Source organism: Rhizobium sp. ERR 1071, assembly GCF_007828675.1.
Classification (GTDB): domain Bacteria; phylum Pseudomonadota; class Alphaproteobacteria; order Rhizobiales; family Rhizobiaceae; genus Rhizobium; species Rhizobium dioscoreae.
In genome coordinates, this window is record NZ_VITM01000023.1 from 1 (window position 1) to 26,798 (window position 26,798).

Annotated in this window: 28 protein-coding genes and 2 pseudogenes; 17 read left to right on the forward strand and 13 right to left on the reverse strand. The window is 57.4% G+C overall.

Annotated elements, in window-relative coordinates; genetic code table 11:
- Window positions 1-345 (forward strand): annotated as a pseudogene (locus FBZ99_RS32575) (non-homologous end-joining DNA ligase); the annotation flags it as partial.
- 312 nt (window positions 346-657) lie between these two features.
- Here FBZ99_RS32575 and FBZ99_RS32580 read toward each other — a convergent pair.
- Genes FBZ99_RS32580 through FBZ99_RS32590 form a run of 3 tightly spaced genes read right to left on the reverse strand, consistent with a single transcriptional unit; the run spans window position 658 to window position 1,957 of the window.
- Entirely contained in the window at window positions 658-936 is a 279-nt protein-coding gene (locus FBZ99_RS32580; RefSeq protein ID WP_145637316.1) for an HU family DNA-binding protein, read from the reverse strand.
- 54 nt (window positions 937-990) lie between these two features.
- Window positions 991-1,443, reverse strand: coding sequence for an NUDIX domain-containing protein (locus tag FBZ99_RS32585; RefSeq protein ID WP_145637319.1), 453 nt, complete (start codon window positions 1,441-1,443; stop codon window positions 991-993).
- 58 nt (window positions 1,444-1,501) lie between these two features.
- A complete protein-coding gene (locus FBZ99_RS32590; RefSeq protein WP_145637322.1) occupies window positions 1,502-1,957 on the reverse strand; it encodes a hypothetical protein in 456 nt (151 codons plus the stop codon).
- A 111-nt stretch (window positions 1,958-2,068) separates the two neighbouring features.
- Between FBZ99_RS32590 and FBZ99_RS32595 the strand changes: the two genes are divergently transcribed.
- Window positions 2,069-2,458 carry a hypothetical protein gene (locus FBZ99_RS32595; RefSeq protein ID WP_145637325.1) on the forward strand — a complete coding sequence of 130 codons (390 nt, stop codon included), beginning with the start codon at window positions 2,069-2,071 and terminating at the stop codon, window positions 2,456-2,458.
- A 286-nt stretch (window positions 2,459-2,744) separates the two neighbouring features.
- Window positions 2,745-2,990, forward strand: coding sequence for a hypothetical protein (locus FBZ99_RS32600; RefSeq protein ID WP_145637328.1), 246 nt, complete (start codon window positions 2,745-2,747; stop codon window positions 2,988-2,990).
- Window positions 2,991-3,592: 602 nt separating this feature from the next.
- Here FBZ99_RS32600 and FBZ99_RS32610 read toward each other — a convergent pair.
- The 7 genes and pseudogenes from FBZ99_RS32610 to FBZ99_RS32640 form a co-directional block, all read right to left on the reverse strand.
- The gene (locus FBZ99_RS32610) at window positions 3,593-4,495 is read right to left on the reverse strand and encodes an alanine--tRNA ligase-related protein (RefSeq protein WP_186450383.1); all 903 of its coding nucleotides are present in this window, start codon (window positions 4,493-4,495) and stop codon (window positions 3,593-3,595) included.
- Between the two features lie 175 nt (window positions 4,496-4,670).
- Window positions 4,671-5,147, reverse strand: coding sequence for a hypothetical protein (locus FBZ99_RS32615; protein WP_246661259.1), 477 nt, complete (start codon window positions 5,145-5,147; stop codon window positions 4,671-4,673).
- Between the two features lie 134 nt (window positions 5,148-5,281).
- A complete protein-coding gene (locus FBZ99_RS32620) occupies window positions 5,282-5,653 on the reverse strand; it encodes a VOC family protein (RefSeq protein ID WP_145637337.1) in 372 nt (123 codons plus the stop codon).
- A gap of 137 nt (window positions 5,654-5,790) precedes the next feature.
- Window positions 5,791-6,399 carry a DUF2026 family protein gene (locus FBZ99_RS32625; protein ID WP_145637339.1) on the reverse strand — a complete coding sequence of 203 codons (609 nt, stop codon included), beginning with the start codon at window positions 6,397-6,399 and terminating at the stop codon, window positions 5,791-5,793.
- Window positions 6,400-6,765: 366 nt separating this feature from the next.
- Window positions 6,766-7,739, reverse strand: a pseudogene (locus tag FBZ99_RS32630) (ABC transporter substrate-binding protein).
- 135 nt (window positions 7,740-7,874) lie between these two features.
- Window positions 7,875-9,212 (reverse strand): dimethylsulfonioproprionate lyase DddP, encoded by a 1,338-nt coding sequence (gene dddP / locus FBZ99_RS32635; RefSeq protein ID WP_145637345.1) that lies wholly within the window; start codon window positions 9,210-9,212, stop codon window positions 7,875-7,877.
- A gap of 177 nt (window positions 9,213-9,389) precedes the next feature.
- Window positions 9,390-10,298, reverse strand: coding sequence for a LysR substrate-binding domain-containing protein (locus tag FBZ99_RS32640; RefSeq protein ID WP_145637348.1), 909 nt, complete (start codon window positions 10,296-10,298; stop codon window positions 9,390-9,392).
- Window positions 10,299-10,931: 633 nt separating this feature from the next.
- On the opposite strand from FBZ99_RS32640, the gene FBZ99_RS32645 reads away from it, so the two are divergent.
- From FBZ99_RS32645 to FBZ99_RS32675, 7 genes are all read left to right on the forward strand, one after another.
- Window positions 10,932-11,696 (forward strand): amino acid ABC transporter ATP-binding protein, encoded by a 765-nt coding sequence (locus tag FBZ99_RS32645; protein ID WP_145637350.1) that lies wholly within the window; start codon window positions 10,932-10,934, stop codon window positions 11,694-11,696.
- Window positions 11,697-11,713: 17 nt separating this feature from the next.
- Window positions 11,714-12,337: an amino acid ABC transporter permease gene (locus FBZ99_RS32650; protein WP_281408421.1), complete on the forward strand. Its 624-nt coding sequence runs from the start codon at window positions 11,714-11,716 to the stop codon at window positions 12,335-12,337.
- Window positions 12,337-12,999, forward strand: a complete 663-nt coding sequence (locus FBZ99_RS32655) for an amino acid ABC transporter permease (RefSeq protein ID WP_145637357.1) — start codon at window positions 12,337-12,339, stop codon at window positions 12,997-12,999. Before FBZ99_RS32650 ends, FBZ99_RS32655 begins: the two co-directional genes overlap by 1 nt.
- A 24-nt stretch (window positions 13,000-13,023) precedes the next feature.
- Window positions 13,024-13,863 (forward strand): ABC transporter substrate-binding protein, encoded by an 840-nt coding sequence (locus tag FBZ99_RS32660; RefSeq protein ID WP_145637360.1) that lies wholly within the window; start codon window positions 13,024-13,026, stop codon window positions 13,861-13,863.
- A 69-nt stretch (window positions 13,864-13,932) separates the two neighbouring features.
- On the forward strand, window positions 13,933-14,667 hold the full coding sequence (locus tag FBZ99_RS32665) for an aspartate/glutamate racemase family protein (RefSeq protein WP_145637363.1): 735 nt from the start codon (window positions 13,933-13,935) through the stop codon (window positions 14,665-14,667).
- 30 nt (window positions 14,668-14,697) lie between these two features.
- The gene (locus FBZ99_RS32670; RefSeq protein ID WP_145637367.1) at window positions 14,698-15,843 is read left to right on the forward strand and encodes an aldo/keto reductase; all 1,146 of its coding nucleotides are present in this window, start codon (window positions 14,698-14,700) and stop codon (window positions 15,841-15,843) included.
- 29 nt (window positions 15,844-15,872) lie between these two features.
- The gene (locus tag FBZ99_RS32675; RefSeq protein ID WP_145637371.1) at window positions 15,873-17,156 is read left to right on the forward strand and encodes an NAD(P)/FAD-dependent oxidoreductase; all 1,284 of its coding nucleotides are present in this window, start codon (window positions 15,873-15,875) and stop codon (window positions 17,154-17,156) included.
- Here FBZ99_RS32675 and FBZ99_RS32680 read toward each other — a convergent pair.
- Complete coding sequence (locus FBZ99_RS32680) at window positions 17,153-18,097, reverse strand: LysR substrate-binding domain-containing protein (protein ID WP_145637374.1); 945 nt, start codon at window positions 18,095-18,097, stop codon at window positions 17,153-17,155. The genes FBZ99_RS32675 and FBZ99_RS32680 overlap by 4 nt on opposite strands.
- Before the next feature lie 92 nt (window positions 18,098-18,189).
- On the opposite strand from FBZ99_RS32680, the gene FBZ99_RS32685 reads away from it, so the two are divergent.
- From FBZ99_RS32685 to purU, 4 genes are read left to right on the forward strand one after another with little or no spacing between them, the layout of a single operon-like run.
- Entirely contained in the window at window positions 18,190-20,631 is a 2,442-nt protein-coding gene (locus FBZ99_RS32685; RefSeq protein ID WP_145637377.1) for a GcvT family protein, read from the forward strand.
- Window positions 20,632-20,662: 31 nt separating this feature from the next.
- Window positions 20,663-21,424 (forward strand): electron transfer flavoprotein subunit beta/FixA family protein, encoded by a 762-nt coding sequence (locus FBZ99_RS32690; protein WP_145637380.1) that lies wholly within the window; start codon window positions 20,663-20,665, stop codon window positions 21,422-21,424.
- Between the two features lie 26 nt (window positions 21,425-21,450).
- A complete protein-coding gene (locus FBZ99_RS32695; protein ID WP_145637383.1) occupies window positions 21,451-22,377 on the forward strand; it encodes an electron transfer flavoprotein subunit alpha/FixB family protein in 927 nt (308 codons plus the stop codon).
- A 40-nt stretch (window positions 22,378-22,417) separates the two neighbouring features.
- Window positions 22,418-23,302, forward strand: a complete 885-nt coding sequence (gene purU, locus FBZ99_RS32700) for a formyltetrahydrofolate deformylase (RefSeq protein ID WP_145637386.1) — start codon at window positions 22,418-22,420, stop codon at window positions 23,300-23,302.
- Between the two features lie 726 nt (window positions 23,303-24,028).
- Here purU and FBZ99_RS32705 read toward each other — a convergent pair.
- Complete coding sequence (locus FBZ99_RS32705; RefSeq protein ID WP_145637389.1) at window positions 24,029-24,307, reverse strand: hypothetical protein; 279 nt, start codon at window positions 24,305-24,307, stop codon at window positions 24,029-24,031.
- Between the two features lie 491 nt (window positions 24,308-24,798).
- A complete protein-coding gene (locus tag FBZ99_RS32710) occupies window positions 24,799-25,101 on the reverse strand; it encodes a hypothetical protein (protein ID WP_145637392.1) in 303 nt (100 codons plus the stop codon).
- Between the two features lie 729 nt (window positions 25,102-25,830).
- On the opposite strand from FBZ99_RS32710, the gene FBZ99_RS32715 reads away from it, so the two are divergent.
- The 3 genes from FBZ99_RS32715 to FBZ99_RS33380 form a co-directional block, all read left to right on the forward strand.
- On the forward strand, window positions 25,831-26,016 hold the full coding sequence (locus tag FBZ99_RS32715) for a hypothetical protein (RefSeq protein WP_145637395.1): 186 nt from the start codon (window positions 25,831-25,833) through the stop codon (window positions 26,014-26,016).
- A 151-nt stretch (window positions 26,017-26,167) separates the two neighbouring features.
- Window positions 26,168-26,479 carry a PepSY domain-containing protein gene (locus tag FBZ99_RS32720; RefSeq protein ID WP_145637398.1) on the forward strand — a complete coding sequence of 104 codons (312 nt, stop codon included), beginning with the start codon at window positions 26,168-26,170 and terminating at the stop codon, window positions 26,477-26,479.
- 31 nt (window positions 26,480-26,510) lie between these two features.
- Window positions 26,511-26,798 (forward strand): hypothetical protein (locus FBZ99_RS33380; protein WP_210248412.1); only part of this gene is annotated, 288 nt, incomplete at its 3' end.

Sequence of the window (26,798 nt, forward strand, 5' to 3'; positions counted from 1 at the left end):
GACAGCTTTTTCATCGTCGGCTATGAGCCATCAGCTGTTGCACATGGCGGGATCCGCAATCTGTTTCTCGCTGCCTATAGGGGTCACGATCTCATCTATGTCGGCAATGTCGGAACGGGCTTCAATGAACGCGATGCCACCAGACTTCGCAAGGATCTGGACAAGCTCAAAACTGCGCGGGCGCCGATCGCGCTGAAACAGCGCGGCGTCGTCTGGGTTCAGCCAACACTGATCGCCGAGATCGAGTATCGTGCCTGGACCGATGACGGCAAACTGCGCCATGCTTCGTATAAGGGACTCCGGGAGCGGCAGGACAATGCCGAGGTCTATCGTCTACCGCAATAAGATGCAGCGGGACCAATGCTTTGTCGCGTCGCCCAACGGTTTTGCGCGCGATCGACACGTCATTTCACAGCAAACATCAGTCCGAGGTCGGCGCTCGCGCCGACCTCGGGAATTACCAGGCTTCCTGAATCATGTCGGCGATGTTCTTGGATATCCAATTCGGAAATTGGGATATCTCACGGCGACCGACTGGCGCCCTCAGGAGGCGTCAGCCTTCTCGTCCATCCGCGCGCGAGATTATAAGCCAAGCCGCCATCAAAACCTTCGCTGGCAGGCCGGCATAAGCAGGCTTTCCAGAAAGGTTGTTCCTCATCACTTGTTCAGCGCGTCTTTCAGTGCCTTGGCAGGCTGAAAGGTAAGCTTTCTCGCCGCGGCCACTTTGATGGTTGCTCCGGTCCCTGGGTTTCGGGCTTCGCGTTCCGGCGTATCCTTGATCTTAAACTTGCCAAATCCCGGGATGGATGTCTCCGCACCGGCGGTCGCGGCTGCGGTGATGGATGCGAATACAGCCTCGACGATGGACTTGCTTTGCGCCTTGGTGAGGCTGTGCTCCGACGCGATCTTATCTGCAATTTCGTTGGTGGTGGTCATGAGGGTCCCCTTTGTTGAACACGGGGCGATAGCTTCCACTCCAATCGCGCTCTGTCACCTGGTTGGATCGTTGGAAAGCTGCCCAATGCCACCATTTCCACAGGTTCCGACAGGTCGAGGGGCGAAGTAATCATAGGCTTCGTGGAAGATTGGATGCCAATCTTGATCGAGTGGCAGGTGAACGGGATGCCAGAAAAACAAGAACGTATGACCGTGATCATTCGCAGTCAGATGCTGCCACGTATCGGGTAGACCCAGGGCTTGCCACCCAAAGAAATGCCAAAGCTGACGGCTGGGGCCGATTTCGCATTGACCCAAGAAAGCCATAGGCGATTGCGCTGTCAGACCACTTTCTTCCCAAAGTTCGCGTCTTGCAGCGTCGAGGGGCGTTTCACCCGACTCGATGCTCCCCTTCACAAATTCCTTTCCAGCGGATGGGTGAATGAAGGCAAGAATCTCCGCGTCACCTGAATGCCTTCTGTAAACGATGGGGCAGGCTTTCTGCATTTTTCACGATCCGAAGTGACAGCGCCAATGACAGGGAAGGTTGAGGCGCAATTTTCCTCTACACAAGTGTCGCGTCGCTCCGCTTTTCGACGAGGGGAGCGATACCCGCATAGAAGAACGGAATACTGTCCTCTGGTCCGCTGACAGCTCTGCCTCTGATTTTTCCCATCACCATAACGCCGACCCGAAAATCCGGCTCGCCGATGACCAGGACAAATGGGTTATCCTGATCGCCGCGAAGATAACGTCCGCCAAACTGCCGCCGAGCGGTCTCGAAAACATAGGCGGAGGCTAAGAAGTGAAGGTCTTCAGGCAACGGGGCCTGTTTTCGGTAAAAGTCATCCAGAACCTGATCAACGAGCAGCAAAGAACTTTCCGAGTAATCCAGCTTCGCCGCATCAATGGGTGCCCTGGGGCTTGAGAACGCATTGACGAAGTCTTCTGCCTGTGAGGCCATTGCGTCTTCGATTGTCGCTGGCATGCGTTTGCGCTTTAGAAACTCGAAAAGCCCCATCTGCTTTGTGATCCCGTTGATATCTCTACGATCGGTCGCATTTTATGCATGCGTGAAATGCGACCGCAACTCAACCCACATAATATGCCTATGTACAACAGGGGATTGAAGATGACGCTTGGCGGTCTCTTTGGGCGGATAGCCCTTCTACTGGTCGGCGGGTCGATACTGGTTCCATTTTATGGTGGCGGCCTGATGTGGCTGGTAGCCTTGTTTTTGGCCGTGCCCGCAATCGCTATGGGAATATTCATATTCGCCCCAATTGAATGGGTTGCGGCACGATTTGGCGTCAGGTGGCTTTCCTGGATTGCCATCCCCTTGGTAGGCGCTGGCTTTCCCTGGCTATTTGCATTTATTGCGCCGAACCGCGCCAATTTTCTGGCAGGCATCTCGCAACTATGCTTTCTGTCCGGAGCATTGGGTGTTTTGTGGACGATATCGTCCCTGACGGCTGCGTTTCTGCAGCAGCCACCTTTGCCGGACAAAAGGCTGTTCGACTAAGTTCGAATTGGGCGTGTTCGAGCAAGTAACCGTCAGCCTTCAAATTCTGCAGCGCCGCGATGGAGCATGAGAAAACGGATGGGACCTGTCCCAACGAAAAGTCACTGGGTCTAAGTAACCCAGCACGATTCATAAGTGGCTTCGCCTTTTGCGCCCTTTCGTGATGTGGACAAGCCGCGACCTGTGCAATTCGGGCCACCCTCTGCGGCAAAGTCATCTCATTCAGTGGCGGTTCAGCGACATATGCATAATTCACTCAGTAGACTCACAACCCAGGAGGAACCACATGAAGAAAATTTTGATTGCGGTGGGTATGCTGACCCTTGTTGGCGCAAGTTCAGAAGCCCAAGCCGTCGGCTGCATTAGTGGCGGCGCGGCTGGCGCTGTCGCTGGCCATTATGCCGGACACCATGCCGTGCTCGGTGCTGTCGGCGGGTGCATTGCTGGACACGAACTGCACAAGAAACAAGTCGCAGCTAGGAAACTGAAGCAGCAACAAGACCAACAGCAGAGCGTAAAGCCAGCGCAATAACCGAGCGAGCTTCCATCCTGAACGGAGCTTGATGGACGGGCAGTGGATTGGAAATCCCAGCCCTACGGACAACGTTTAAAGCCAGAAGCCTTCATGGCTTGACTTCTGTAGTCCGAAACTCAGTGCCGGTATCACGCACGATGTGCAGGTCACGGATCATCTCCGCTGCATGCAGCAGTCCGTGGTGCCATTCCTCCTGCGGCACCCTGGCTGCTCCCGCCGAAACTGTGCTGATATAAATCAGCGCATCCTTACCTGGCACCGGGACAATTCCGAGTTCCTGGCGAAGCTGGCGGATTGTATCGACAGATCTATCCAGCAGATCGCTGAGCTGATGGGCAGATAGTTTCTCGACCCCATTTGCTGCTCACACGAGATCAGCAATAAAATCTGTTGTGACGGTCACGGAAATCCCAGAATCGCAGCCAAGATGTTCGCATTAGCGTCGGTCTACCTTCGGTTCAAGTCAAGTTGGAGTTATCTTCCCTGGTCCGGCCATCAGTTGGTTCCGAGGTGAGGAAATGCGCCAGGAGAGGACGAAGCCCGGCGCATTGTTGTTCGCATCGCCTCCCGCGCTTGTTATCAGGAGGCGATGTGCCTTGCTATTCGTCGCCGCGCTCGTGCATCTCAGCGACGTCGATGCCGTGCGTGTCGAACCACCATTCCGGGCTCATGTCAGGATGTTTATCGCGAAGGCGGCGATACCTGGAACGCAATCGTTCCTGACGCTCGACCTCCTGCTCGAAATAAGGATGGTCAAGCGTTCCCCCGATCACATGGATACGGCGGAGGAGCTTTCGCAGGACATAGCCTTGCTCCTTGTTTCCCGGTCGGTAGCCGCTTTCGACGATCCGCATGACGCTATCGCGCAATGTGGCTAGCGCGTCATCCGGAGGAGTCCCGTTCAAGATCATGTCGAGACGTTCCGCACCGAAGCCGACGTCTATGCAGGTCCCGAGCGGATTGACGATGTTTCCGATCTCGATGCCATCCTTGTAGAACTCGGTGCAGTAGCCGCTGACGCTACCATCGCTCCAGGTGCATTCCTCATCCGGAACAATAGGAATGCGGCCACGATAGAACGGCTTCCATTCCTCCAGCCGGTCCGGATGGATCGTGACGTGATCCGGCACCAGGCCGAGTGTTCCAAGAAACTCGATCCAGAAGTCGATGGCGTCGCCGACGGTCATTTCCCGAAATGAGAAAAGCCCGAGCATCGTGAAGTGGAGGAAATGCGTTCCGTCCCCGATCTCGTCCAGATCGCCCATTCTCAGGCAGGCCTGAGAGTTCGCAACGGTTCCAATGTAGGATGGATCGGAGAAGAGTGGTTTGTACTGCTGCATCCCAGCGCTGCAGAAGAGCGTGGTATTATCGTGCGGCCGTACGGATTCTATGCGCGTGAAGTCGATGCCTTTGGAAAGGCAGAAGTCTCGGTATTGCTGAATCAGGCGTCCCGCGATGTCATAGGCAACCTCCTTTGTTGTTCGTGTGCCTCGGGCAAATATAGTTGCATCGCATGCAAACGGCAATCACCGCTCTGTGCTGAAATCGTCCTTCGCGAGCCGGTCATGCCGGTTCGTCATACCGGCTTATGAAGCTCACCCTTCGCCGTTCCCAAAAGTGTTGCCTGGTAGGCCTGCATCGGGCTCTTCGGGTCCGGCTTCCGTCACCTTTGATCTATCAGTTTCGGGGGTACCCAAGCCAAGTGCGTATGGACACCCTGATGCTTTCCTTTACCTCGGCCATCCAATTTCGAACGATCTCAACGCGATCCATAATCCATTTGAGCCAGGCGTAGGTTAGCAGTTTCTCACGACCGGCGTGGAACAGGCGCTCAACCAGGAGAAAGCTCATCAAGTAGGCCAGTGCGATTATGATCAGCCCCAAGATCACGTGGCCCCTGGCGATCACAAGCAATGCATAGATCTTCAGGGGTTCGGCAATCGCCAGCGGCACGATGAAGAGAACGAGAATAACGCCCCTTGGCAATGAACCGACAAACTCGCCAAAGTGCTTTACGATGGAAAGCGAAGCAAACCAGTTCACGAGTGGCCGATAAACAGGCCTGGCGATTTCACTGATGATGACGAGCACGGTTATGACGAGCCGCAGGGGCAGTAAAAGGAACTGCCAGGTAGCCTGGCGTCGGTGTTTCATGACCATATTCGAATGCCTGGAATCGCCATCAATCGGTTGACGTTATGCAGCCTGTTTGATTTTCGCGAAAATTCGCCACTTCATCAAAAATGCCTTCTAGGAAGGATAGATCAGGTCGATCTTCCTATAACAAGCTATTTGACACGCCATGGCGGGTTAATGCGATTTTGCCCAGCGACATAGAGCAGGACGCGATTGCCACCGGGATCAAACAGCTCGGCTTCCCGCCAAAGCCAACTTTTATCTTCCGGTGGGCTTGTGAATTGAAGCCCTTTCTTCTCCAGTTGGCTGACCGTTTCGTCCAAATTGTCACATTCAAAATACACCGTTGTCCCACCACCGTTGCTCTCGCCTTGATGCAATGAAAACGTGCTATCGCCGTCGGGGCATAAGAAGCGGGCATAGTGAGGACGGGCATCGACAACGGGCTTGAGGCCAAGAGTGCAATAAAAGTTCCAGCCCGCATCGAGGTCAGGCATCGTTACGGTCACTTGGTTCAAGCGCATGGTCCATGTCCTCCAGAATAGTCCCTCGTTGCCGTTATATATGGGCGGGGCACTGCATCATGCAGCCACCGTGTGCAAGAAAATTCAAGGCGAGCGCGAGGATATTGTAATCGCGTACGGATGTGCTCCTGTAACGATTACCAGGCACCAGCGAGGGAGTTGCCGATGAGCGGTACCGCACTGGATTTTCCATCTGGATGCCGTACCGTGATCGACGCCTGCATTTTCCTGGGGGATTTCCGGAACCAGTTCGCGGCGAGGCTGGCAAGGTCTCCAATCATCGGATTCTTTTGCCAGTCCGCGAAACGTCGGCTCGTTGCATCAGGCTCGGAACGATAGAAGAAATCGCCGGACTGGCTCAAATCATTGATGGACGGGCGCATCGACGAGAGCGGTCGCTGGAACATCTTCGACGGAATCGCCAGACCCGGCGTGCTTTGAGAGAATGCGGGGGCCATGAAATCGATCGCCCAATCGTCGGCCTCGACCCAGCAATGGAAGTTCTCACCAGCGCCCGAGACGTAACCATCGTCGCGCTGGTCTGCGAACAGGATGTACTTTCCGTCGAGGTTATAAGCCGCCAGCCCGCTTTTTGCCTTTGCCTTGATCTTGAAGTGCTGTTCGAGGATGAAGGCCCCAAAGGTGCTGAAATACATCGAAGCCGTGGCAGGATCGGCGTTTTCGTTGACCAGCAGGCTGTTGATGACCCGGTAAATCCGATTGTAGTCGCTTTGGGTGATCAACATTACCGGTTCCCCTTAATTCAGATGGCTGGCATTCCCGTAAGTGACGGCGGGAGCCATGTAAACTCCTTATGCGATGGGTTGCCTCGACAGAATCCACCATAGCTGGCCCATTCATCTCAGGAGGGGAAATCTTCGTAGTTCCATAAATTAGATTATCTGTTAATTAGCCAGCTAACTATTTTGACCAACGTCATGGTTGGGGCGGAGGTAAAGACGCGGGATATCGGATGATGACAATCGCACGGTTGTCACTTCAAAACTCGCCAAGAGTGTCGCTTGCGATCAGTCCTGCGAACCGCAGTACTTAAGGTGAAGGGACCAGGCCCGAGCCACCCCTGTTGCAGTGATGGCTCCGATGCCGGTGAATTAAAGGGCCGCCTTAACCTTTCGCGCCACGTCGGCGAGACCCATGTCGTCCAGATGTCGGGATAAGTCTGAAGGAAGTATTTGGCGCCGTCCTCGTTTGTACCTTGATTTGCGTCCATCCAGGCCAAGACCTTGCCGACGGTCTTGTTATCCCATTTGCGGGTCTTCAGATAGTCGAGGGCTACGCTGGAACGCTCGGCGAATTGCTTAGTGACCACGGTCAAGACGATGGAAACCGGATAGGAATTCACCTTTGGATCAGGGCAATCCGCGACCGCCGTGCATCGATCCCATTCCGCCTTGTCGTTTGGCGTGCCGAAATCAAGCTGCACCATATCGTATTTGCCCATGATTGTAGTCGGCGCCCAGTAATATCCGAGCCATCCCGTCTTCTTCTCGAAAGCATTTGCAATCGAGCCGTCGAGCCCAGCGGCCGATCCGGTTTCGACCAGATCGAAACCCTTTTGATTTGCGCCAAGCGCTTTGTAGAGATTGCTGGTGACGATCTCGCAGTTCCATCCCGAGGGACAATTCATGATCGCGCCGCGCGAGGGGTTTTCAGAGGCCGGAAACAAATCGGGATGCTTCAGCGCTTCCTGCACGGTGGTGATCTCAGGGTGCGCATCGACGACGAATTTCGGAATCCACCAGCCCTCCACGCCACCATCGCTCAAGAGCGGAGCGAGCTCGATCAGGCGGCCTTCCTTGACGGCGGCATCCAGTGGTGTCCGGACCGCGTTGATCCACATTTCTGGCGCAACATCCGGCTGCCCCTTTTCATTCATCGAGGTGAATGTGGGCATTGTATCGCCCGCGACGAGCGACACTTTGCAACCATAGCCGTTTTCCAGGATGATCTTGTCGATATGTGCGGCAACGCCAGCCGAACCCCAGTTCATCTCTGCGATGGACACGTTGCCGCAATCCGCCGCCTGACTGGCATCCGCCGACGCCCAGGCGCCAGCAACAAGCATGATAAATGCGATAAACCTGTACATGATCAGGGACCTCCAATCTTGGTTTCGGGGCTTCACGTCATCTTGGCTGAACAGGTCTGGGCGGAGCCGCACGAGCCATGCAGATCGGGCAGCCGCAGATATGGCTAAGGTCTAGGACAGCAGCCGGCTGTCGAAGGGATAGTGCGTCAAATCTTCGTATCCGCTCTCGGTAATGAGTACCTGGTCCTCGAGCTTGATGGAGAAGTCGCCGTCCTCCGGGCTGACAAGCGCTTCCACGCAGATGGTCATCCCGGGCTCAAGCGCGACGTCAAAGGCGCCTTCGACCCATGCATCCGGATAGGGCACGAAGGGCCACTCGTCGCAGAGGCCAACACCATGCATCTTGCAGGAGTATTTCTGCTTCCAATACCGCTCTTCGAGCTGGTGGCCGCCATGCGTGAGTTCCTTGACCGTCACGCCCGGCTTCAGCATCGCCATGTTCTCGCGGATATGGTCGACGGCGTGGTTCATTGCGGAGATCATGCTGTTGCTTGGCCGCGCGTCACCGATCCACCAGGTGCGCGAAATGTCCACACACATGCCGTAACAGCCAACGAGATCGGTATCGAACGCGACGATTTCGTTATTGCCGACGATGCGCGGTCCGCATTCCTGGAACCACGGATTGGTTCTCGGGCCGGATGTCAGCAGCCTCGTCTCGATCCATTCGCCGCCGCGGCGGATATTGCCGCTGTGAAGCTCGGCCCAGATATCGTCCTCACTGATGTTTCCGTTCGGGACGTTCGCGCGTGTGAAGGCTTCCATTTCCGACAGCGCATTTTCGCAGGCAAGATGGGCGCAACGGATCGCGTTGATTTCGTCCGGTCCCTTGATCGATCGGGCGCGTTCGGTGACGACCTCGCCTTCCAGGACCTCAAAGCCGCATCGTTCAAGCGCGCGCAAGCCATGAACCATGATCTTGTCGACCGCGATGCGCTTGTTCGTACCGGCGTGGGACCGCATGACCTCGTCGACTTGTGCGGCGAAGGTGCCAGCGTCCTGCTCGGTCGCGTCGCCGCAGACATTGTAGAAGAACGACGCGCCGTGCCTCAACTCCTTGACGAGCGGATTGTAGGTCACCAGGAACGGTGCCTGCCGGTATTCCCACATGACCATGTGGCCGTCGGCGCACACGAGACAGGCGCGGAACGGATTGTGGCTGTTCCAGAGCTGCATGTTGGTCGTATCGGTGGCATAGCGAATATTGAGCGGATCGAACATCAGCAGGCCGCCAATATCCTTCGACACCAGCCCCTCCACCAGACGCCGCCAGCGGAATTCGCGCATTCGCGGAAGGTCGGGTAGCGCCAGCCCGGTGGCTTCCCACTCTCGAAAGGCGAGCTGGGTAGGGCCGATCTCGATGCGGTCATTGTCGTTGGGCGTACCGTCGGCAAGGCGGTCTCCCCGTGACGGGTCAATCTTACGCCGGTTGCGGAAATAATCGTCCAAACCTCAATCCCCTCGAATTGACGCCGTATTGATGTGCCGGCTTCTGTTTTCTTCAGGGATGATTGCTGAGCGCAAAGGAGCCGACAAACGGTGATTTCTCGGCCTATGCATGAGTTTCATGAATGCATAGGCGGCGGCGATTGCTCAGACGCTCCGGGGTGGAAGATTAAACGCCGATCATGCTTCGTTGAAATGCATCGTCTTATGGATCATGAAATCCACGAAGGCGGACCGCACATCTAGGTCATGATCATCTTCGCGAGCGCTGATGAAGTAGGCCCTGTCGTAGCCTACGGTGACCGGAAACGGTGCGACGAGAACGCCCGCGGCAAGGTCGTCGCGGATGTAGGCGTGATCTCCGATGCCAATCCCGGCACCTTGCTTGGCGGCTCTCAACACCAGATCGGCCGTTTCGAATACTAGCCCGCGCTCGAAGGGTACATTTGGATAGCCGGCGGCAGCCAGCCAGTTCTTCCAGTCTCCGTACCGATCGGTCCATTGTTGAACGTGGAGAAGGGTTGCTGAGCGGAGCATCTGTTCAGGCTTGCTGCGGGAAAGCTCGGCAGCGTAGGCAGGTGAACAGATCGGTATGAGCCGCTCAGGAAAAAGAAGCCGCGCGCCACGTCGGCTGCGTCTTGCATAAGCGAACTCGATCGCGACGTCGACAGCGCCTGCGTCCAGGGAGGTTCCCTCGCTGTCGACCTTGAGCCGGATTTCGGTCGCTGGATGCAACCTCTGGAACTCGATGATGCATGTCGTACCCCAGCGCACGGAAAAGGTTGGCGGCATTGCCACGGTCATGATCGATCGATCCGTGTACGATGATGCCTCACGTACCCCTTTTTCGATCTCCAGAAACGCGGTTCGCCAATGAGATAGCAGTATCTGCCCCTGTGGCGTGAGCTCGAGACGTCGGGTGAATCGCGCAAAAAGAGGGAAACCCAGTTGGTCCTCGAGACTTTGCACCTGGCGACTAACTGCGCTCTGGGTAATATGAAGCTCCGCGCCGGCCTTGGTAAAGCTGAGGTGCTCGCCCGCGACCACAAAACAACGCGCTGAATTCAATGATGGAATCCGCCAGCCCATTCGAATGTCCGCAACAGTTCAACATTCCTGATCCTCATACATAGAGCCGTCCGATGAGGCTTGTCTAACGATATTGCTAGTAAGACAGTACCTACACGGCGGGCACAGGGCAGCGTATGTGGAATGCGCATTCTGCCGGTATGTTTTTGGAGGGGTCGACGGTTCGGAATCCCTTCACATCAGCAGATCTCATTTTTGGCTATAGGTTGTCATCGTAAAAAGAGTGGAGTCGCTGCCGAGCGAGGGACGATTGCTTTGCGCCCTCACATCGGCCGTTGAAATCGGAGCATCGTGCAGCCTTACATAATCCGCTGGGTTGCAAGTTCGATTTCCTCTAAGAGCTTCATCATTTATTCGTTATCGTAGCATAACTTCAGGTTATCTCAGCCAGTATTTTTTTTCGACTGCCATCCCTGTTCGTCACTGTTAGAGTTTGACCAACAAAAGTGGGAACACAGCGTTTCCTAAGGGAAGCGACCAACAAAGCAAATATTCATGACGCTACGAGCCAGGGCCATTCACGCCCGCGCTAACGCGTGCGCTTGAACGGGAGTCGACGGTATTGGTGACATCGTACGCAATGGCGACGGTTCAAAATTCACGCTGCAACGTGAATGTGGGGCATGATCCAAGATGAAAGCCGCTGCCGGTAAAACTCTCATTGGCCTGCACTCGCTCAGTAAGCATTACGGAACACATACCGTTCTGGACAAGATCGATCTTGAAGTCAGTGCGGGCGAGGTTCTCGCGATCATTGGGCCCAGCGGTTCGGGCAAAAGCACTTTGCTTCGCTGCATCAACTATCTCGAGCCTCCGTCGGGCGGCACGATAACCATTGGTCCAACCACAATTAACGCGGCGCAGCCGGTATCCCGGGCCGAGCTTTCGAGCCTGCGTCGGCGTGTCGGCATGGTTTTCCAGTCGTTTAATCTCTTTCCCCATATGTCCGTGTTGCGCAATGTCAGCCTTGCGCAGGAACGGGTGCTTGGCCGCAGCAGGGCCGAAGCGGACGAGCGCTCGATGCAGCTGCTGAGCCGCGTTGGATTGACCGACAAGGCAGCGCAGTATCCCGGCCGTTGTTCAGGCGGACAACAACAGCGGATCGCCATTGCCCGAGCTCTAGCGCTTGATCCCGAGGTGATGCTGTTCGATGAGCCGACATCGGCGCTCGATCCGGAGCTGGGGCTCGAGGTTTTGGCGGTCATGCGGGAGCTCGCCACAACCGGGATGACGATGATCGTGGTTACCCATGAAATGGGTTTTGCCGAAAACGTCTCCGACACGGTGATGATTATGGCCGATGGCCAGATCGTCGAGAAAGACCCATCGGCGGAGATCATGCGCAATCCACAGCATGAGCGGACGCGCCGCTTCCTTCGCGCGGTGCATGATCGATGAGCGCAGCCGACCTCCTTATGTTTGTTCGGGGCTTAGCCTGGACCATAGCCTTGACCATCGGCTCCTTTGCGATCGGTGCTATCCTTGCCATACCGCTCCTGGCAGCACGCCGAAGCCGATTTTTCCTGGCGCGTCTCCTCGCTTCGATCTTGATTCAGATCATCCGTGCCATTCCGCCGATCCTCTGGCTGTTCATAATCTTCTTTGGTCTCGGGATAAGCCTTTTTCCGATCAGCCCGTTCGCGGCGGCGCTCGCCGGCCTTGGTCTTATCGCCGCCGCGAATATGGCAGAAATCTATCGCGGTGCGCTCAGCTCGATCCATCACGGTCAATGGGAAGCCTCGACGGCTCTCGACCTTGGTCGGTGGTATACGATGAGTGATGTCGTGGCGCCGCAGGCGTTCAGAGTGGCTCTGCCGTCAGCTGCAAGCTATCTCATCGGCTTGATGAAAGAGACGGCCGTCGCCTCGACCATCGGCGTGACCGAACTGGTCTATCAGGGCAATCAGCTTTCGCAGCTGACGTTCCGCGGTCTGGAAATCTTCGCCATCGTCGGACTTTTCTACATCTTCCTTAGCCTGCCCGTGGCCTGGCTGTCGCGCATGGCCGATGCGCATCTCAGATCCAAGGTGGCCCGCTGATGCTTCCAACCTATGAGGAAATCTTCTCCTGGATGCCCGACCTTCTCAGCGGTCTTTCCATCAGCCTTCAGGTCACGGCGCTCAGCCTGCTGCTCGGCATTCCTTTTGGGCTTTTGTTGGCCTTGGGTGTGCTGGCGCGTAATAGGGCGCTCCGGGCCGTTTCACTTGTTCTTGTCGAGGTCGGGCGTGGAGCGCCGGCGCTGGCGCTCCTGCAATTCATCTACTTCGGATTGCCAAGCGTCGGGTTGACGATCGGGTCCTTTGTGGCGGCGGTGATCGCGCTTGCCTGGAATACTGGTGCCTATACGAGCGAGATCATCCGGGCGAGCCTTCAGTCGATCGCGCATGGCCAACGCGAAGCCGCCGAGGCGCTTGGCCTCAACCGGACCGACGAGCTGCGTTTCGTCCTGCTTCCGCAGGGCCTGCGCGTCGCTGTTCCAGCACTTCTCGGCTTCTCTATCCTTATCTTCCAAGGCACATCGCTATGCTTTGCGATCGCCTTGCCGGAGCTTGTCAGCCGCGCCTACGAGATCGGCTCCAACACCTTCCGCTATTTCCCGGCTCTGCTGTGCGCCGGCTCCCTCTATGCCTGCATTTCGATACCCGCGGCTCTCCTCGTCAGCCACGTCGAGAAGCGCGCAAGTCTCTACGCTCAACGTTAACCCTCCACAGAAAGGAATTTCGGCATGCCCGCATTCAAGTCCAAGACTTACTTCTTGCTGCCAGCCATTGCCGGCATGCTTCTGTCAGCCCAGATCGCGCACGCTGCCGATTGTACGCCAAAGCATAAGTTCACCACCATAGAGCCGGGCACTCTGACGGTCGCCGTCACGACCTACGCGCCGCATTCCTATCTCGATGACAGCGGCAATATGAAGGGGATTGACGGCGATATCGCTGCCGAATTCGCCAAGCGCGAATGCCTGCAGGTAAAGGCAGTTGCCGTCGATCCTGCCGCGGCGATCCAGTATGTTCTTTCCGGTCAGGCCGATATCACCACGGGTGACTGGTATCGCACCGCCGAACGGGCCAAAGCCATGAGCCTGTCCGCGCCGCTCTACACGGACCAGATGGCTATCTATTCGAAGCAGGACTTCAAGAAAGTGTCCGATCTCGAAGGCAAAAAAGTCGGTACCGTCCAGGGCTATCTCTGGGTCGCGGATCTCAAGGCGCTGCTCGGCGGGTCGCTGAAGCTCTATCCGAATTCCGTCAACATGCAGCAGGACCTGTTCGCCGGTCGCATCGATGTCGCCGTCGATGGTTACTCGACGGGTGTCGTTGCTGCGCAGAAGGGCGCGCTGAAAGATGTCAAGGTCGCCGTCGCGGCTGCCGATCCACGCGTGAAGGCGACCAAGGAAGCCGCACAGGCTGCCTTTCCCTACTCCCTGAAGGCAAAGGAATTCGGCGAAGCGCTGGATAGCAATATCGAGGCGATGCACAAGGACGGAACGATCGTGAAGATCCTCAAGTCCTACGGTCTCGACGGCACGGCTGGCGAGACGGGCGCTCCGCGTCTGGTTCAATAAGCATGTTGTGGTGTGGGGGAGGTGACCTTCCCCCGTTCTTCTGCGATCGGATACAGGGAGATATCGGTGATGACGGTCTATACGGTCACACGCAAGACGCAGTCATGGTACGGAGAGCAGATTGGCATTCTGATCCTTGATGCTGCTTATCCTTGCGTTCCCGGCAATGTCGGCAATGCCACCACTTACACCTATCCTGTCCGCTTTCAGGAGGTGCGCGGAGCGTCGATTGACAGGCTTCTGAACCAGCGCGATCCCGCTTTGAAAGAGGTTTTCGTGGAAGCGGCCCTGGACTTGCAGAGCCGGGGCGTCAAGGCGATTACCGGTGCCTGCGGTTTCATGGCCTATTTTCAGGAGGATGTGGCGGCGGCGCTCGACATTCCAGTCTTCCTTTCAAGCTTGATGCAAATTCCGTTCATGCACGCACTTTGCGGCGGTAGCGTCGGCGTCATCACGGCCAATGCGTCGCGGCTCACGCCGCGCCATTTCAAGGCCTGCAACGTGCCGGATGGCATATCTCTGGCTATTGCCGGCATGGAACACCAGACGGAATTCCGCGAGGCGATCCTCGAGGAAAGGGGGACACTGGATTCGGCTCAGATCGAGTACGAGGTAACCCAGGTCGCCCGCGGTCTGGTCGCAGAGAATCCGAATGTGCGCTCCATTCTCCTGGAGTGCAGCGATCTGCCGCCCTACGCGCATGCGGTGCAAGCCGCCACGGGGCGTCCCGTTTTCGATTTCATCACGATGATCAACTACGTCCAGCAGAGTGTTGCTCGCCGGCCCTATATCGGCGGCATGTGATACATCGCGCTTTCAAACGGGAGGTCCATCATGTCTGTTGATCAATATTATCTGCTGGGACGCTCGGGGCTGCGTGTCAGCCGTCTTGCACTCGGCACCATGACCTTCGGCAATGGTGGCATTCGCGGTATCGGTGGCAGCTGGGGTGCGGATGAAGGAGCCGCACGAGCGATTTTTGACCGATATATCGCCGCCGGCGGGAACTTCATCGATACTGCCAATTCCTACGCCGGCGGCCTGAGCGAAGAACTTATCGGCACCTTCGTGGCGGAATCAGGCCTGCGAGAAGACGTCGTTATAGCGACGAAATTCTCCAACAGTCTTTCTCCCGGTAATCCGAACGCTGGCGGAAACGGCCGCAAGGCGATGATGCAGGCGGTCAATGCCTCGCTCAAGCGCTTGAAGACCGACTACATCGATCTTTATCTTCTCCACACATGGGACCGAATGACTCCGGCAGAAGAGGTCATGCGGACCTTCGACGATCTCGTGCGTGCGGGCAAGATTCGTTATGCCGGGCTTTCCGATGTGCCGGGTTGGTATGCGGCCCGTGCCCAGGCATGGGCCGAGGCGCACACGCTCACCCAGCCCATCTGTTTGCAATTGCCCTATTCGCTGGTCGAGCGGAGCATCGAGCACGAATTCGTGCCGTTCGCCGAGACGCTTGGTCTTGGCATCACAGCCTGGAGCCCGCTTGCCATGGGGCTCCTGTCCGGAAAATATCGCCCAGGCACGGCGGAAGAGGGTCGCCTTTCGCAGGACGTCTCCGGCGGCGGCCTCGGATTGTTCACCGAGCGCAATAGGCACATCCTCTCCGTGCTGGAAAGGATTGCCGACGAGATGGGGCGCAGCATGGCGCAGGTTGCGCTCAACTGGTGCGTGAACCGCCCCGGTGTGGCTGCGGCAATCGTTGGTGCCAGGCGGCTTTCGCAACTGGATGACAACCTCGCCGCACTGGATTTTATGATCCCTGCCGAGTTTCGCTCCGAACTCGATGAAGCCAGCGCTGTCGACGCTCCCTATCCCTACGCGCTGTTTGCAGACGACTATCAGGCCGCGATCCTGAATGCCGGTGCATCCGTTGGCGATAAGCCCCCAAGCTATAGAAGGGAAATCCTGCTGCCCAAGGTCACGGACTACGCGTTCGCTCAGCCGCAGAAAAAAAACCGCAATTGAATGGGTAACCGGCTGGAAGGAGCCAAGACATGTTGAATGACGCTCGCTCCCATGGCTTGTGGGAAAGAACGGCCATCGCTGCCCCTATGACATGTCCTCTGAGCGGCGAACTCACCGTGGATGTCGTGATTGTCGGTGGCGGCTTCACCGGGCTTTCGGCAGCCCTGCATCTTGCCGAAGCAGGGCAAAACGTCGTCGTGCTGGAGGGTGCTGAAATCGGCTTCGGCGGGTCGGGCCGCAATGTCGGGCTGATCAATGCCGGCATGTGGGTGATGCCGGACGACTTGCCGGGTGAGCTCGGCGACATTCATGGCGAGCGACTGCTCCAGCTTCTCGGCAATGGTCCGCAGATCGTCATGTCCGTCATCGACAGGCACGGCATCGAGTGTGAACTCGAGCGCGGCGGTACTCTGCATTGCGCGGTTGGCAAGGCTGGCTTGGCGGAGATCACCGAGCGCGCGCGGCAATGGCAGAAGCGTGGGGCGCCGGTAGAGCTTTTGGATGCGGATGAGACAGCGACCCGGATCGGCACGACGGCCTATGCCGGTGCGCTCCTTGATCGGCGTGCGGGCACGCTTCAGCCGCTTGCCTATGTCCGTGGGCTGGCGCATGCGGCGCTTCGTGCCGGGGCCGTGTTGCATACCGGGTCGCCTGTACTTTCATATGTGCCGGACGGAACCGGCTGGAAAGTCTCGACTGCAAGCGGATCCGTAAGTGCTGGATGGGTTGTCGTCGCTAGCGACGCCTATAGTGACGGGCCGTGGACAAAGGTCCGCCGCGAACAAGTGCATCTTCCCTATTTCAATCTTGCCACCCGGCCATTGCCATCCGAACTGCGGAACTCCATCCTCCCCGGTCGGGAAGGGGCATGGGATACGAAGGAAATCCTGTCGTCCTTCCGGATGGATAAGGCCGGCCGTCTGGTATTCGGCAGCGTCGGCGCCTTGCGCAATACGGGAACGGCTGTTCATGTCGGTTGGGCAAAACGCGCGCTTGCTCGGCTCTTCCCGCAGCTAGGGCCTATAGAGTTCGAATATGAATGGTACGGCAAGATCGGCATGACGGACAATGCCCTGCCGCGTTTCCATCGTTTCGAGCAGAACATCGTGGGCTTTTCCGGCTACAACGGTCGCGGCATAGCGCCGGGTACAGTCTTCGGACAGATATTGGCCCGCCATATTCTCGGGGAGCTGCAGGAGGGCGATCTGCCGCTGCCGATCACCGACGCGAAAGAACAGCCCTTCAGGGCCTTCAAGGAATACTACTACGAGCTTGGCGCCCAGCTCGCGCACTTTTCCGGAGAGAGACTCTAGGTCGATGGCCTCTCGGTCGTTGTGAAGACGGGCGCGTCGGCACCTTGTTCGAGCAGCCAATCGCGGAAGAGCATGGCACCATGTTTTGCCGGCCGCTGCGCCGGCATGATGATGTAAATTGTCTGACCGGAGCGATGAACTGCGTCCAGCGGGTAGATCAGGCGGCCGGCCCGAACATGATCGTGGACGAGGTGTTTCCAACCAAGCGCTATGCCTTGCCCGAGAACGGCGGCCTCAATCGAACTCAAGGCGTCGGTGAAAACGAAATCCTGGTTAAGCCGGGCGACGGGAACGGAATAACGGTTGAGCCAATCGTGCCAACCGAGCCGAACGCGATGGCGTTCTTCGAAATGCAGAAGCTTGTGATTGAGCAAGTCCGCAGGCCCATTGATGGGTCCGCTCTCCCGGAGATAATCAGGGCTACAAACTGGAATGACCTCCTCGGTGACGAAATGCCATGCATGCATTCCTGGCCACTTTCCCGCCCCGAGCCGGGCTGAAATGTCGATATTCTCCTCGTCCAGATCTTGATCGTCGCGGCTGCTTTCCTCGATGCGCAACGCGATGTCGGGATGCTGTACTTTGAAATCCTTGAGGCGCGGAAGAAGCCAGAGCTGCACAAAGGAAGCCGAGAACGACAGCCTGACGGTGTCGTTCGAGTGTTTGGTGCGCAAGGATGTCAGCACCATGTGCAGATGATCGAGGGCCTGCTGCGTTTCCCTGTAGAGCCTCTGCCCCTCGGCGGTCAGCTCCAGCCGCGTGTGTTCGCGGCGAAACAGCCTCAATCCCGTTGCCTCCTCCAGCAACTTTATCGTCTTGCTGACCGCTGGCTGGCTGACATTCAGCTCCTCGGCCGCGGCTGTAAAACTTCGTCGCCGCGCAGCCGCCTCGAAGACGAAGAGATAGTTAGCGGAGGGTACGAGCGATCGCAGTCTGTGCATAATCTGAAGTTATGCTCCTTTGTATTTTTTTGCAACGTCACAACTCTATTCGTCGTCGGTAGTCTCGCCCGAAATCAACTCGGGAACTCTCCATGCAAACTCATGCTCGCGCCGTTGTCATCGGCGGTGGTTGTGTCGGCGCTGCCATTCTTTATGGTCTCGCCAAACGGGGTTGGACGGATGTCGCGCTTCTGGAACGCACGCAACTGACCGCTGGCTCCACCTGGCATGCCGCCGGCCTTATTCCGTCTTATGCCCGCAGCCTCAATATCGGCCGGATGATTGCGAAGACCATTGAGATTTATGAGGGTCTGGAAGCGGAAACAGGCCAGCATGTCGGCTGGCATAAATGCGGACAACTGCGCATTGCCAACACGCGTGATCGGCTGGATGAATACAAAAGCTACATGAGCGTCGCCGCCGTTCAGGGTATCCGTGCCGAACTCGTGACGCCGCAGGAGGCTCGCGCACTCTGGCCGCTCCTTGAAAACAACCAGGACATGCTGGCCGCACTCTACCACCCCGACGACGGCCACATCGCGCCGGCGGATGTGACCCAGGCGATGGCGAAGGGCGCGCGTGATCGTGGTGCCAAGATCTACCTCAATACGGAAGTGCGCGGCTTCGAGCGCATGCCGGGTGGCGAGTGGAAGATTCTCACCAATAATGGCGAGATCATTTGCGAGCACGTCATATCGGCGACCGGCAATTATGCACGCCAGACAGGCGCCATGCTCGGTCTTGAGATTCCAGCAATCCCGATCATTCATCAATACTGGATCACCGACGCAGTGCCGGAAGTGGTGGAGCGCAAGCGGCAGGGTCTGCCGGAAATGCCGATCCTGCGCGACGAGGGCTTCGAGGGCTATTTGCGCGAGGAGGGTGATGGCCTGATGTTTGGGCCTTATGAGAAAACCGAGCATCTGAAGCTCTTTGCGGAGAATGGTGTTCCGGAATGGTTCGGCGCCGACTTGTTGGAGGAGGATTTCGATTCAGTCTCTTGGAACTGGGAGCGCGCCATGGAACTTGTTCCGGCGCTCGGTCGAGCCGGCATCAAAGCGAATGTGCGCGGTCCGTTCCAGATGACGGCCGATGAGCTGCCCCTCGTAGGCCCGGCCTGGGGTCTGGAGAATGTGTGGATCGCCGAAGGCGTGCCGGGCGGCATCCTATGGGGTGGTGCCATCGGCTATTATCTGTCGGAACGCATTGTCGAAGGCGCCAATAGTCTCGATACATCTGAGCTCGATCCGCGCCGCTTCGGTGATTATGCCAATAAGGAATGGACAAGGCAGAAGGTGCGTGAAAGCTGGGGCACCCATGCCGAGCTGCATTATCCGGGCCAGGACATGCCAGCGGCCCGTCCCCAGAAGACGGCACCTTCCTATGACATTCTTTCCCGGCACGGCGCGGTGTGGAGTGTCCTGAACGGTTGGGAAATGCCGAGCTGGTTCGCGCCGGAAGGCGTCGAAGCCAAGGATCAATACAGCTGGCGCTGGACCGAGAAGGGCAAGTATGTCGGCGAGGAAGTCGATGCGGTGCGCAACGCCGTTGGTCTCGTCGAAATGACGCCGATGACGAAGTTCGAGGTTTTCGGCCCTGGCGCCGAAGCGTGGCTCGATGGCATCCTCGCCAATCGCCTCCCGAAAATCGGCCGCGTCAATCTCAGTCACCATCTAACCAAGAATGGCGGTGTCCAGGCGGAGTATATCGTTTCCCGTCTTGAAGACGGTACATTCTACCTGATTTCGACGCCGCGGGCCGAGCGCTGGAGTTTCGACGACCTTTCAAAGCTTCTCCCGAAGGACGGAACGGTTCACCTGCGCAATGTGACCAACGAGCGCGGTTGCTTCACCATCGTCGGACCCAAAGCTCGCGAGGTGCTACAGGGACTCACTGAACTCGATCTGTCCAACGAGGGCTTCCCCTGGTTCGGGGTCAAATCAGGCACGGTCGGTCTTGCCACTGACGTCCGACTGCTGCGCGTGAATTATGAGGGCGAACTCGGATGGGAGCTTTATCATCCCCTTTGCTATCAACGCCATCTACTCGAAGCCCTGTTGGCGGCGGGCAAGCCGCACGGCCTGCGTTTGATCGGTCTGCAGGCGCTGGAATCGCTGCGGCTCGAAAAATCCTACCGTGCCATGTATCGCGACGTGAACCCGGAGCTGACAGCCTGGGAAAGCAACCTCGACCGCTTCATTCGATTGGACAAGGGCGAGTTTATTGGCAGGCAGGCCCTCGTTCGACAGAAAGAGCAGGGTGTCAAGCAGCGATCGGTGACGATTTCCATCGACACTGATGGAGTTAGCTCGCTCATCCATGAGGGCGTCTATCACGATGGCAAACTCGCCGGCCGCATCACCTCAGGCGGCTACGCCTATACGCTTGGCTACGACGTCGCTTTCGCCCTGCTTCCAGTCGAGCTTGGCAAGCCCGGGACCGAACTCGAGGTACCGATCCTGGGGGAGATGCGCAAGGCACGCGTGATCGCTGAATCACCCTATGATCCTAATGCCCTGCGTGGTCGCATGTGAGCCAACAAGATCGAGTTCAGGAGAGAGCACCATGAAGATTCTCGTCCCCGTCAAGCGGGTTGTTGACTACAACGTCAAGATTCGCGTGAAGCCGGATGGTTCCGGCGTTGAGCTTTCGAACGTGAAGATGTCGATGAACCCGTTCGACGAGATCTCGGTCGAGGAGGCGCTGCGCCTGAAGGAAGCCGGCAAGGCCGAGGAAGTGGTGGTCGTATCGATCGGACCTGCCAAGGCTGAAGAAACGCTGCGCACGGCACTCGCCATGGGCGCCGACCGCGCCATCCTCGTCGAGACCGACGATCAAGTCGAGCCGCTCGCCGTCGCCAAGATCCTCAAGGGTGTGGCGGACGCCGAACAGCCGGGTCTGATCATCGTCGGCAAGCAGGCGATCGATGACGATTCGAACCAGACCGGCCAGATGCTGGCAGCCCTGTTGGGCACGGCGCAGGCCACCTTCGCCTCGAAGATCGAGATCGGTGCCCCTGGCCCTGGGGGCAGCGCCAAGGTGACCCGCGAAGTCGATGGCGGCCTGCAGACGATCGAGGTCAAGCTGCCGGCGGTCGTCACATCAGACCTGCGTCTGAACGAACCGCGTTATGCCTCGCTGCCGAACATCATGAAGGCCAAGAAGAAGCCGCTCGACAAGAAATCGCCTGCCGATTTCGGCGTCTCGACCGAGCCGCGCCTGAAGGTGCTGAAGACGGAAGAGCCCGGCGGCCGCAAGGCAGGCGTCAAGGTCGGCTCGGTTGCCGAGCTGGTCGAAAAGCTCAAGACCGAAGCCGGCGTGCTTTAACCCAGTCCGAACGAGGAGTTAGACATATGGCCATTCTTCTTCTGGCTGATCACGACAATGCCCACCTCTCCGACCAGACCGCTAAGGCGCTGACGGCTGCCACAAAGATCGGCGGCGACATTCATGTGCTGGCTGCCGGCGCAGGCGCCAAGGCTGCAGCGGAACAGGCGGCAAAGCTTGCCGGTGTCTCGAAGGTGCTGGTTGCCGAGGACGCAAGCCTTGCCAACAATCTGGCGGAACCGCTGGCGGCCCTGATCGTATCGCTTTCCGGCTCCTATGACGTGATCATCGGCGCGGCCACTTCGGTCGGCAAGAACGTGCTGCCGCGCGTTGCCGCCCTGCTCGATGTCGCCCAGATCTCGGAAATCATCGAAGTCGTTTCCGCCGATACCTTCAAGCGGCCGATCTATGCCGGCAATGCCATCCAGACGGTGCAGTCGACCAACGCCAAGAAGGTCATCACCGTGCGCACGGCCTCGTTCGCCTCCGCCTCTGAAGGCGGCTCGGCCGCGATCGAGACGGTGTCTGCAGCTGCCAATCCCGGCCTTTCCACCTTCGTCGGCGATGCCTTGTCGACGTCTGATCGTCCGGAGCTGACCTCCGCCAAGATCATCATCTCGGGTGGCCGTGCACTCGGCTCGGCAGAGAAGTTCAGGGAAGTCATCCTGCCGGTTGCCGACAAGCTCGGTGCCGCCGTCGGCGCCTCTCGCGCGGCCGTCGATGCCGGCTATGCGCCGAACGACTGGCAGGTCGGACAGACGGGCAAGGTGGTCGCACCCCAGCTCTACATCGCCTGCGGCATTTCCGGCGCCATCCAGCATCTGGCCGGCATGAAGGATTCGAAGGTCATCGTCGCCATCAACAAGGACGAGGAAGCCCCGATCTTCCAGATCGCCGACTACGGCCTCGTCGCTGACCTCTTCGAAGCGCTGCCGGAGCTGCAGGCATTGTAAGTGATGGTTTCGTTTCGTTGAATATAAGCGGTGGACCGCCATGACGAGCTATGTACTGACAGTAGCGTGCCAATCGACGCGTGGGATTGTTGCGGCGATCTCGAACTATCTGGCCGAACAGGGCTGCAACATCGTCGACTCCAGCCAGTTCGACGATCTCGATACCGGCATGTTCTTCATGCGCGTCTCCTTCATCTCCGAGGAAGGGGTTGGCGAGGCGGCGCTCATCGAAGGCTTCAAGCCGATCTCGGACAAGTTTGCCATGGTGTCGGAGTTCCACGATGCCAGGAAGCGCATGAAGGTGCTGTTGATGGTGTCGCGCTTCGGCCATTGCCTCAACGACCTGCTCTATCGCTGGAAGATCGGCGCCTTGCCGATCGACATCGTCGGCGTCGTCTCCAACCATTTCGATTACCAGAAGGTGGTCGTCAACCACGACATCCCCTTCCACCATATTCCGGTGACCAAGGCCAACAAGCCGGAGGCGGAAGCCCGGATCATGGACGTGGTCGAGCAGACCGGCACCGAACTGATCGTGCTGGCGCGCTACATGCAGATCCTGTCGGATTCCATGTGCCAGAAGATGTCGGGCAAGATCATCAACATCCATCATTCCTTCCTGCCGTCCTTCAAGGGGGCCAACCCCTACAAGCAGGCCTATGAGCGTGGGGTGAAGCTGATCGGGGCGACGGCGCATTATGTGACGGCCGATCTCGACGAGGGTCCGATCATCGAGCAGGACACGGCGCGCATCACGCATGCGCAGTCTGCCGAGGACTATGTCTCGATCGGCCGCGATGTCGAGAGCCAGGTTCTCGCCCGCGCCATCCATGCGCATATCCATCACCGCAACTTCATCAACGGCAACCGCACCGTCGTCTTCCCGGCAAGCCCCGGTTCCTATGCCTCCGAGCGCATGGGGTGAGTGATGGCGCTCGCAACAGTGATCGACGGGCAGTGTATGAGGATGTGGCGGGCCGCAAGCGGCGTCGCGCGTTATCCCACAAGCGGTATCTCGCAATCCGTCAGTCGACGGTTCTGATCCTATCAAGAGCATGAAGGCATGTGCTGCCCCGCAGAAAACCCAAAGGCTATGTGATATGAGCGGGTCCGAGCGCACGGGCATATCGGCCTCGCCCTGTCGCGGTCGGATCCCTTCCATTGAGCACTCGGTTAAGTAGCACCGCAACATCCACTACATTAATTATTTTCGAAAAGCTTTGGAACGTGTCGTTTGCCTGGGAGTTTACAGCGCAGTGATCGACAAATGAACGGGCCGAGATGCTAAGCGTAAGCATTGCGATACGAAGGGGCGGAACGATTGAGCTCCAATCAGGAATCTATGACGACAACGAAGCTGCAGCCCTCATTTCCTCGATGACGCGGTCGTCTCAGAGGGAGGCTACCGACATAATCTACGAAACCCGTCGCTCGGGAGTTTGCAGGCGAAGAGCGGATAATTTCGAGGTTTTGACCAAGATCCTGTGAGAACGTTACGCATTAGGGGCAGGCGTAGACATGCCAGGTCACAGCAAAAGCACGCGCCATTGCTTGGCCTGTGAACCGGCGTCGCCGAATGACCCCGCACCATCTTTGAAATATCAATAGCTTGTGACGCCGATTTGCCCCAAATCAACGTGCCGATTCAGACTCACTCAGCTTCCAAAGCCTCATCTTGCGATAAAGGCTTTCGTCGATCGGAACCACAGCGACGAAGTTCGTCCAATGCGTTGGCGTGGAGCACCGCAAACAGCGCCTTGCCTATGTCAGGGCCGTCCAATAGTTCCGGATGCTCGCAAAGAACGCTGATGGTTCGCTGAACCACCCGCTCGACGGCCATTTCATGATTGAAATAGCTGCGAGCCCAGTTTTTCAGGATTGCATGAAGCGATAAGTCTTCCGGCCAATCTCCGGATTTCGGAAGGAGCATAGCCGCTCCTCCTCTGTCCATGCAGGCGGGAGCACATATAAACCCTCAGCCGTCACCGCCTACGGATCAGTGGGTGACGATACCGTCATACATAGGTGCCGAAGCGCAAGGATTTATCCCGAAGGGTTGAATTATCTTTTGGGACCGGAATATCCCTTGTATTAGTTTTGTATATCCCAAAAGGCGAATATGCCTGCGCGTCTACCCAGTGTGGCGGGTCCTATGGGTGAGCGCGGATGAGCACCATTGCGGGTCCTGCCAAAAACATCAGTCCCAGCAAGAGCGAAACGCCAACCTTCAGAATTTTTATACGCCGTGTTCTGGCGCCGTCCCAGTCATAGGCCACAGAGAACTCCCGAGCATCGAACAAACCCCTCTTGGCTTGAAGGCACTGATGCCAAGTGCTCCCGCCAAGAAAATCGACGCGCCTGTCTTTTGAAGATTATCGTCGGTGAAAATACGATTTCGTTCACGGGCGAGATGAGGACGGATTAATGAACCGTCCCCACCGTCGGGAGTGCTTCGCAGCGCGTTTGCAGGGCGCGGATCAAGCGGACAGAATTGCCGATGATTGTCATGTTGCTTGAGTTGCAACACATCGCCAGGTCTTCGCGCATCACCTTTAGCATCCATCCGATATCGAGAAGCGATTTTACCGTCTGGGCATCGCCATCGCCAGCGACGTCGAAGGCGAGATTTGAGATGGTTGCGGCGAGGAAATCAACGCGGTCGAGCCGTCCGCTGTGATCCAGCTGCGCGTAAGGCGTCGTTAAGGCTTCGTCTTTTGCCAACATATTAGCATCCTCCCATGGAGATTCATGACCGAACCCGTCGTAAGGTCAAGAGGAACCCCCTTCACATTCCGCATTTCTGGCCTGCCGGTCGGATCCGCACCTTGTGGCAAATCGAGCTCAGTCATTTTCTGCTCGACCACTCGGCTGAACGCAAAAATCCGTTAGCTGTGAATCGGCGCGATGATGAGGGGCAAATCGGCGTCACAAGCTGTTGATATTTCAAAGATGGGTAGGATCATTCGGCGACGCCGATTCACACGCCGTAGCGCGTGCCATAAATTTGGTAGCCGGGGCAGGGATTCGAACCCCGCGTCACAGCTCGAAGGCTGGAAGCGACCTCGGATTTCCGAGGGTAGGAGAGCGCCACACTCCGATTACGCTCACGCCCGGCTGCTCCGTACAACGTGTCAGCTATTGCGATTGTTCCTAGAAAGTTGGGTAACGCCCCGGACCCCGCCCGGCCAAAGTGAGGCAGAAGACCACTACGCAAGCAACTGTCGTTTGGCACTTAAACGGGTCTTGCTCGCTTTGCTTGCCCCATCAATTGAGCGGTAGTATGCGCTTTCCGAGCGTCCTCCAAGCCAATTCTGCCATAAAGTGCATGCTTCAATCGGACGATCCGATCTCCGCGTGGCCGCGACTTCACGGGAATTCCCCTCGGCTCGTACGGCTTCGAGCGTTTCGCCCGCTACAAATTCCGCCACCACGCAAAGTGATGAAGACCCAGATATGGAAGAAGTTGTTGGCACCGTCGCTGCAGAGGATGCGCTGAAGGCCGCCGACCCGGACGCCGGGTTCTTCTCTAAAGCGGCAGCAGCCGTCGTAGGTTTCGAAGGCGTTAGCAAGCTGACGGACCTGATTGAGGATAAGGAGCAGGCCAGTGCCGCTGATGAGAGCGGCGATCAAAGCAGCTAGTAATCGTCGTTTCGCGCGGATGGTGAGGTAAGTGGCTGGTAGAGTCAGAGCTGTCGCCTGTCAACATAGGCAAACTCTGCTCTTTATGTTTGCCTTGAAACTGCGCTGGAGCTAAGTGTCAGTATTATTTCAAAACTTTCAGGATAGTCTAATGGTCAGGAATTTTGCGATAGCGGCAATTGCGGTTGCGACAATCATGTCAGCGACGCCGTCATTTTCACAAAGCATCGAAATCGGCCCAGGCGGCGTACGGGTTAATCCCGGAATAGAATCGCCACCGCCTCGCGACATGGGTATTACTGAGCGCGAGGCTATTCGCATAGCGCGAAGCCAAGGCTTGGAAGACGTGAACGATGTTGCGCGCAGACGAAACGTCTTTATTATACAGGGCGTTGATCGTGATGGTGACGACATAAAAGTTGTGATCGACCGGCGAACCGGTGACGTTATTTCGGTTGACTGACTGGGTGTAGCGGCGCGCCGATCTCCGCCCCTTGACATCAAATAAGCCGAAAACGCGCCTGCCGATAAAGAGGGCGTTTGGCCGGCATGATTGGATGCAAGGATATCCCAAAGGGATTTTTGCAATATCCCGAATTGGGGGCGTTTGTTATTTCAGTTTTGCTTGTGCATGGGCCGCGGAGCTTACTCAGGTCAACAGTGTGGCCGGCTTCGCCCTTGTCAACGGTGAGCGCGATGAACAGCCCACTGCTTTCGGCGTTGACGGGATCGCAAAGCGCTTTCTTTCAGAACTTCTGCTTTGCCCGCTTCGGCATAAAGTA